The organism is Actinopolymorpha alba DSM 45243 (genome assembly GCF_000373925.1).
Lineage (GTDB): Bacteria > Actinomycetota > Actinomycetes > Propionibacteriales > Actinopolymorphaceae > Actinopolymorpha > Actinopolymorpha alba.
Genome location: NZ_KB892717.1, coordinates 1 through 6,762, shown reverse-complemented (window position 1 = coordinate 6,762; position 6,762 = coordinate 1). Strand labels below are relative to the sequence as shown.

Genomic DNA, 6,762 nt, shown 5'->3' with positions numbered 1-6,762 from the left:
CGCGCCGGGCCGCCCCTGGTGAGGGGGTTGGCCCGGCGTCCGTGCCTGCACGTTTGTGCAGCTCAGCGCGGAGGCGGCGGGATTTGAACCCGCGAGAGGGGATGAACCCTCAACCCGCTTAGCAGGCGGGCGCCATAGACCGGACTAGGCGACGCCTCCCCTTGGCAGAAGCCAAGATGCCGGATCAGGGTAGCGGTCCGCCTGTCGGCCGGGCAAAGCGCACCGCCCTCCGCGGCAGTTGTCCGGTCCGTCACGCCGGGGCCGGGCCGGATCTGCGCCCCGGAGGCGAGCCGAGGTACGGTGCAAAGAGGGCGACCGGTGAAGGGCTGTTCGACCGTCGAGCAGCCACCCGCGCAGCGCCATGACCAGGCGAACCGGACTCCGCACGGTCGGGTATTCCGACCGTTTCGAGGCGGGCCGACAGTTGGCCGACCAGCTGAAGGCCTATGCGCACCGTGCCGACGTCACCGCCCTGGGCCTGCCGCGCGGAGGCGTCGTCACCGCCGCTGCCGTCGCCGAACGCCTGGCCGCCCAGCTCGACGTCTTCTGTGTCCGCAAGCTCGGCGTTCCCTGGCACCGCGAACTCGCGATGGGTGCGGTGGCCAGCGGTGGCGTACGCGTACTCAACCAGGACGTCGTCGACCAACTGCGGATCAGCTGGCACGAAATCGACAAGGTGACCGAAGAGGAGATGGCGGAGCTGGCCCGCCAGGAGACCGCGTACCGCGGTGATCGCCCGCCGTTGTCGCTCGAAGGGCGGACCGTCATCCTGATCGACGACGGCCTGGCCACCGGAGCGACCGCGCGGGCCGCGGTGTTGGCGGTCCGGCACCTGAACCCGGCCCGGGTCGTCCTCGCGGTGCCGGTGGCGCCGCCGCAGGCCCTGCCGGAGTTCGAGGAGCTGACCGACGAGGTGGTCTGCCCCCTGACGCCTGACCCCTTCGACGCCGTCGGACGGTGGTACGAAGACTTCCGGCCGACGACCGACGCGGAGGTACGCGCGCTGCTCGAGAGGCTTTCCGCGCCAACCTAACCAGCCGAGCGTCCCTCTTCGCGGGCTGGTACGCCCTCGCCCGGGCCCTGACCCACCGCGGGTCAGGCCGGCTCCTCCCGTGGCGGGGGTGCGAGAGTCTCGACCGCGAGCTCGCCCTCGGCGTACCACCGGCGCAGCACCTTCTTGTCGTACTTCCCGACGCTCGTCTTGGGCACCTCCGCCACGAACGACCATCGCTCCGGCAGCTGCCAGCGGGCCACCTTGCCGACCAGGAAGTCCCGCAACTCCGCCGCCGTCACCGTCTCCCCAGCGCACACGACCATGGTGGCCAGCGGCCGCTCGCCCCACCGGTCGTCCGGAACGCCCACCACGGACGCCTCCGCGACCTTCGGGTGCGCCATCAGGTGGTTCTCCAGCTCGACGGAGGAGATCCACTCGCCGCCGGACTTGATCACGTCCTTCGCCCGGTCGGTCAGGGTGAGGTAGCCGTCGGCGTCGATGTGGCCCACGTCGCCGGTACGCAGCCAGCCGTCGGCGAACCGATCCGGCCCGTCCTCCCCGAAGTAGCGCCCGCTCACCCACGGACCACGGACCTCGAGTTCGCCCACTGTCGTACCGTCCCAGGGCGCGATCTGACCATCGGGCGTCCTGACCCGTCCCTCGACCAGGGACACGAACCGACCCTGGGCGAGGCGGTAGCGCCAGTGGTCCTCGCCCTGCGCGGCGACCGGCGGGTGGGCGATGGTGCCGACCGGCGACGTCTCCGTCATCCCCCAGGCGTGCAGGATGCGAACCCCGTGGCGTTCGAACCCCTCCATCAGCGCCCGCGAGCAGGCTGAGCCGCCCACGAGGACGTCCCGCAGGCTGGACCAGTCGGTGTCCGGGTGCTCGTCGAGATATCCGAGGACGGCACCCCACACGCTCGGAACGGCGGCCGCGACGGTCACGCGTTCGTCCGCGACCGCCCGCGCCAACGGCTCCGGCTGCAGGAACCGGTCGGGCATGACCAACCCGGCGCCAACCAGGAAGCAGGCGTACGGAATGCCCCAGGCAAGGACGTGGAACATGGGCACGACCGGAAGCACCTGGTCGCGTGGACCGAGGGCGAGCGCGTCCCCCATGGCGAGGGCCATCGAATGCAGGACGACCGAACGATGGGAGTACACAACACCTTTCGGATCACCGGTCGTACCCGACGAGTAGCACATCCCGGCCGCACTCCGCTCATCCAGCTCAGGCCAGTCAAAGGAGTCGGACTGCCCATCGAGGATGTCCTTGTACGAATGCAGCGCTACCTGGTCAGCTCCACCGCCGAGGTCGGCGTCACCCACCACGACGACGTGTCGCACGGTCCTCAGTTTCGGCAAAAGTCTCGCGAACGCCGGCAGCAGCGAGGCATCAACCAGCACGATGGAATCCTCTGCGTGGTTGGCGATGTAGACCAGCTGGTCGGGGGGGAGCCGGATGTTGAGAGGGTGGAGGACCGCGCCCATCGACGGGACCGCCAGGTACGCCGCGAGGTGCTCCTGGTTGTTCCACATAAACGTCGCCACCCGCTCGTCACCGGTCACCCCGAGGGCGCGGAGGGCGTTGGCCAGACGGGCCGCCTCCTGCTGGATGCCGGCGTACGACGTGTGCCGGACACCGTCGGGGGTCAGTGTCGAGACCCGGCCGGTCCGGCCGTGGACCGTCGCTCCGTGCCGGGCCACCCCAGCTACCGTGAGCGGGGTGTCGAGCATGGTGCTGTGCATGGCGACCTCCTCGTCGAGGATCCGTTCCGATCACGATGGTGGCAGGTGCCGCGCAGCCCGGTCACGGGCGTACGAAGTGCCGGTGATCCGGAAGTATCAGGACAGATGGGTGATCCGGAAGTATCAGGACAGGTGCAACGTCCGGGGCACTTCAGGCGTCATGCCTTGGTGTATGAAGTACCCCAGCACGTCTGGAGTCGCCCGCCCCAGCCAGGAGCGTGACCGAGTGGGATTGAATACCGCCCATGCCTGAGAGAGTGAGGGACGCCGGAGTCTCGTCGCACGGTTCCGCCGTACGCCGGCAACGCCGTACACCGATGTCCTTCGCTGCCGCGCTCGGCCTCACAGTCGTCGGTACCCTGATCCCTGGCACCGGGTTCCTCGCCGCTGGTCGCCGTAAGCTCGGCCTGGCGGTCCTCGGCGTACTTCTCCTCCTCGCCGGAGGCATGACCTTTCTGGCCCTCTCCCGCCAACGCGAGGTCCTCCACTGGTTCGTCCAGCCCGACACGCTCATGCTGATCGGGGCGCTGCTCCCGATTCTCGGGCTCGCGTGGGTGCTCGTCATCGTTGGCACCTACCGCTCGCTCCGGCCCACTCGCGCGACGCCCCTGCAGCGGATCGGCGGGTCGGCGGTCGTGACCCTCCTCGCGCTCGTCGTCCTGACTCCGCTCGCGGTTGGCGGACGCTACGCGCAGGTCCAGAAAGGCGTGGTGGAGAACGTCTTCGCCGCGCCGGAGAGTAAGAGCGCGACGCGCCCCAAGAACGCCACCCGCACCGATCCGTGGGCTGGTCAGGATCGCGTCAACATCCTCCTGCTCGGCGGCGACGGCGGTAAGGGTCGGTTCGGTATCCGCCCCGACAGCCTGCAGGTCGCGAGCATCGACACCCACACCGGCAACACGGTGTTGTTCAGCCTGCCCCGAAACCTCGAGAAGGTGCCGTTCCCCGCGGGTTCGGCGCTGGCGAACGCCTATCCGGGCGGCGTCTTCAACGGGCCAGGCGACCGGCTGGAGTGGATGATCAACGCGATCTACGAGGATGTTCCGGCACAGAACCCCGGCCTGATCGACAGCGACAATCCGGGCGCCGACGCGACGAAGATGGCCGTGGGCACCGCGCTGGGGCTGAAGCTCGACTACTACGTGCTTATCAACCTCAAGGGGTTCCAGCAGCTCATCAACGCGCTGGGCGGGATCACCGTCAACATCAACACGAGGGTCGCGATCGGCGGCGCCACCGACGAGGGCATCCCGCCCAAGGGATGGCTCCAGCCCGGGCCCAACCAACACCTCGACGGCTACCACGCCCTGTGGTTCGCACGCGGTCGCTACGGCGCCGACGACTACCAGCGCATGGAACGCCAGCGATGCACCATGAAGGCGATCATCGACCAGGCCGACCCGGCCAAGGTCCTCACGCGCTACGAAGCGATCGCGGAGAGCTCCAAGTCCGTCGTCTTCACCGACATCCCGGGAGCGCTTCTTCCCGCCTTCGTCGACCTGTCGATGAAGGTGAAGGAAGCGAACGTCACGAGCATCGCGTTCACCAACAAGGTCATCAGGTCGTCCAACCCGGATTACGAACTCATCCAGGCGATGGTCATCAGGGCGGTGAAGGCAAGCACCAACCATGGCACGAAGGCAGCCACGCCGAAGCCGCGAGCCTCCACGCCCGCGACGCCCAAGCCCGCGCCTACCAAGGTGGCCACGCCTGGGACACCGCCGCCGACCACTCCCGCGCCGGCCGCGGACTCCCTCGACGACGCCTGCGCCTACCAGCCCGCCGGCTGAGGGTCGCCCAGCCTCCTCGCCCGCCCTCCTCGCTCGGGCGGTCCGCGGCGGCCAAATGCAACGACAAGGCAACAGCTCCGTGGAGGGCTGGACGCCGTCGAGATTACGCAGAAGAATTCTTGTAGCACGGTGCGTAACCCACCGGGAGGGTGGTCGTTAGCAAACCGAATGCACCATCCCTCCCTGGTGCATCGAAGAGCGCCGCCTCAGGTCTTGTGCCCCCCAAGACCTGAGGCGGCGCACCCATTCATCGGGTTCATTGGGCCCGTGGCCGGTCGTGATCATGAATCGGCAGTTCTGCCGTTTACCAGACCGTCTAACGAGTAGGCTGCCGCCAACCATCTGTAGTGATGGAGTAGGCGCGGCGTTCTGGGCCTTGGGGGGCACAAGGCCCAGAGCGACCCGCCGCCGATCCCCCGATTTCTCCGGCTCCGCGCGGTCTACAGCGACCGGTAACCGTGTGCGGTGTTCAACCGGTCCTGGAGCTGGTGCTCGAGGGTGCCGGTGGGTACGTCGAGGAGTCGCGACACGATCAGGCTGCTCCGACCGTCGGCGAGCTCCACTACGAACACCGGGCCAGCCGCGCCGTCAGACCGCTGGACGCCGGCCACGTCCGACCACCGCGCTGAGCGCACGCTTCCCCGGCGCCAGGTCGTGGAGTTGCGGAAGCCATCAGAATCCAGGACGAGTCGTGCCCGTCCGACAAGAGCCCAGGCCGCACCGCCCGCGACCAGGACGAAGATCGCGACGAAGAGCCATTCGAGTGCCGTCACGATTGGTGCGTCAAGGGCGGGAACGCCCCGGCGTACCACCTCGAGGACGACCGTCAACCCGAGCCAGACGCAGGCCGCACCCAGCATGCGGACGCCTACGGCCGGTCGAAAGCGGTAGCTCACGGATTCCTTGGGCTTGCGGTCGGACATGCGGAGGAGTCTGTCACGGGCCACCCAACCACCCGCGCGGCTGGGCTGGCTTGTCAGGGCGACGGTCGGGGTAGGCGTCCACATCAGGTATCCGACCTCGCGCACGGCACCCATTTCGCCGCGAGGTGTCGCGACGCGGACGAACGCGAACCCGCCCGCTGCCAGCAAGGAGGCGCAGCGTCATGGACTTTGAGCATGAGTTCACGGTGCCGATGGGGGTGGGGGAAGCCTGGGAGGTGCTGCTCGACGTTCAGCAGGTCGCGCCCTACCTCCCCGGTGCGACGCTGACCGACGTACGGCGCGATGAGTTCTCGGGCACGATGAGGATGCGGCTGGGGCCGGTCAGCCTGATGTACGCCGGTCGCGCGCGGTTCGTCGAGAAGGACGCCGCTGCCCGCCGCGTGGTGGTGGACGTGGCGGGGGAGGAGCGCCGAGGCTCGGGTACGGCACGGGCCACGCTCACCGCCACCCTGGCGCCGGCCGCTTGTGAAGATGGCGAGGGGACCGTCGTTCACGTCCACACCGATCTCACGGTCACCGGCCGCCCCGCGCAGTTTGGTCGCGACATGCTGCGGGACGCGGGGAGCCGGCTGGTCCGGCAGTTCGCCGACAACCTGGCGACCAGCCTGCTCCCTGAGCGGGTGGCCGCGCCATGGGGAGTCCGGCCGACCGTCACCACTCCATCGGGAGGGGTCGTGGCCGGATCGACTCCGCCGACCCAGGCTCCACCGACTCCGACTCCGACTCCGACTCCGACTCCGCTGATGATGGAGCCGGAGGTCCCAGCTGAGCAGCCCGGCTTGTTGACCGCGGGCGTACCACGAAGGCTGAGGTGGTACGCCGTCGTACCAGCGGTCGCGGCGTTGGCCGGCATCGTGCTGGCGGTGTGGAGCATCCGCCGGCGGCAAGCCAGGCTGGTCATCACGTCCTAGACGAGTGATTCCTAACTCTGTTCGGTGTGGCTGCTGGGATCTTGACGCAGCGGAGGGTACCGATGTCGTTTTGTGACGAACAACCTCGATACCCTCCTCACCGCACTGTATGTGTACATCGATGATCACGTGGTGGAGGCGCACCAGCGGACGCCGGGTCGGCCGAAGAGACTGACTGATGCCGAGCTGGTCTGTCTGGCGGTTGCCCAGGTTCTGTTGGGTTACCCGTCCCAGCATCACTGGCTGCGCGCCTGCTACGGCCGGCTCGGGCACCTGTTCCCGTACCTGCCCAAACAGCCTGGCTACAGCAAACGGATCAAGGCAGCCGGGCCACTGATCGCCAAAGTGCTCGACTATCTGGCGCGGGAGGTG

Annotated in this window: 5 protein-coding genes, 1 tRNA gene and 1 pseudogene; 4 read left to right on the top strand and 3 right to left on the bottom strand. The window is 68.5% G+C overall.

The window, feature by feature from the left end; all coding sequences use genetic code 11:
* Positions 1-68 precede the first annotated feature (68 nt).
* A tRNA-Ser gene (locus B141_RS0105575) sits at positions 69-159 on the bottom strand.
* Positions 160-361: 202 nt separating this feature from the next.
* Here B141_RS0105575 and B141_RS0105570 point away from each other — a divergent pair.
* Entirely contained in the window at positions 362-1,033 is a 672-nt protein-coding gene (locus tag B141_RS0105570) for a phosphoribosyltransferase (RefSeq protein ID WP_020574184.1), read from the top strand.
* Positions 1,034-1,095: 62 nt separating this feature from the next.
* Here the strand turns inward: B141_RS0105570 and B141_RS0105565 are convergent, their stop codons facing one another.
* Entirely contained in the window at positions 1,096-2,745 is a 1,650-nt protein-coding gene (locus B141_RS0105565) for a long-chain fatty acid--CoA ligase (RefSeq protein ID WP_020574183.1), read from the bottom strand.
* Between the two features lie 245 nt (positions 2,746-2,990).
* Here B141_RS0105565 and B141_RS39050 point away from each other — a divergent pair, with 245 nt between their 5' ends.
* Complete coding sequence (locus B141_RS39050) at positions 2,991-4,535, top strand: LCP family protein (protein WP_237742622.1); 1,545 nt, start codon at positions 2,991-2,993, stop codon at positions 4,533-4,535.
* 440 nt (positions 4,536-4,975) lie between these two features.
* On the opposite strand, the gene B141_RS0105555 is transcribed toward B141_RS39050, so the two are convergent.
* Positions 4,976-5,458 (bottom strand): hypothetical protein, encoded by a 483-nt coding sequence (locus tag B141_RS0105555; RefSeq protein ID WP_157180819.1) that lies wholly within the window; start codon positions 5,456-5,458, stop codon positions 4,976-4,978.
* A gap of 182 nt (positions 5,459-5,640) precedes the next feature.
* On the opposite strand from B141_RS0105555, the gene B141_RS0105550 reads away from it, so the two are divergent.
* Positions 5,641-6,390 (top strand): SRPBCC family protein, encoded by a 750-nt coding sequence (locus tag B141_RS0105550; RefSeq protein WP_020574180.1) that lies wholly within the window; start codon positions 5,641-5,643, stop codon positions 6,388-6,390.
* A gap of 72 nt (positions 6,391-6,462) precedes the next feature.
* Positions 6,463-6,762, top strand: a pseudogene (locus B141_RS0105545) (IS982 family transposase); the annotation flags it as partial.

Excerpts from the sequence above, each read along its gene's own strand:
- B141_RS0105550 (WP_020574180.1), top strand. The coding sequence starts at position 5,641 with ATGGACTTTGAGCATGAGTTCACGGTGCCGATGGGGGTGGGGGAAGCC.
- B141_RS0105555 (WP_157180819.1), bottom strand. The coding sequence starts at position 5,458 with ATGTCCGACCGCAAGCCCAAGGAATCCGTGAGCTACCGCTTTCGACCG.
- B141_RS39050 (WP_237742622.1), top strand. The coding sequence starts at position 2,991 with ATGCCTGAGAGAGTGAGGGACGCCGGAGTCTCGTCGCACGGTTCCGCC.
- B141_RS0105565 (WP_020574183.1), bottom strand. The coding sequence starts at position 2,745 with ATGCACAGCACCATGCTCGACACCCCGCTCACGGTAGCTGGGGTGGCC.
- B141_RS0105570 (WP_020574184.1), top strand. The coding sequence starts at position 362 with ATGACCAGGCGAACCGGACTCCGCACGGTCGGGTATTCCGACCGTTTC.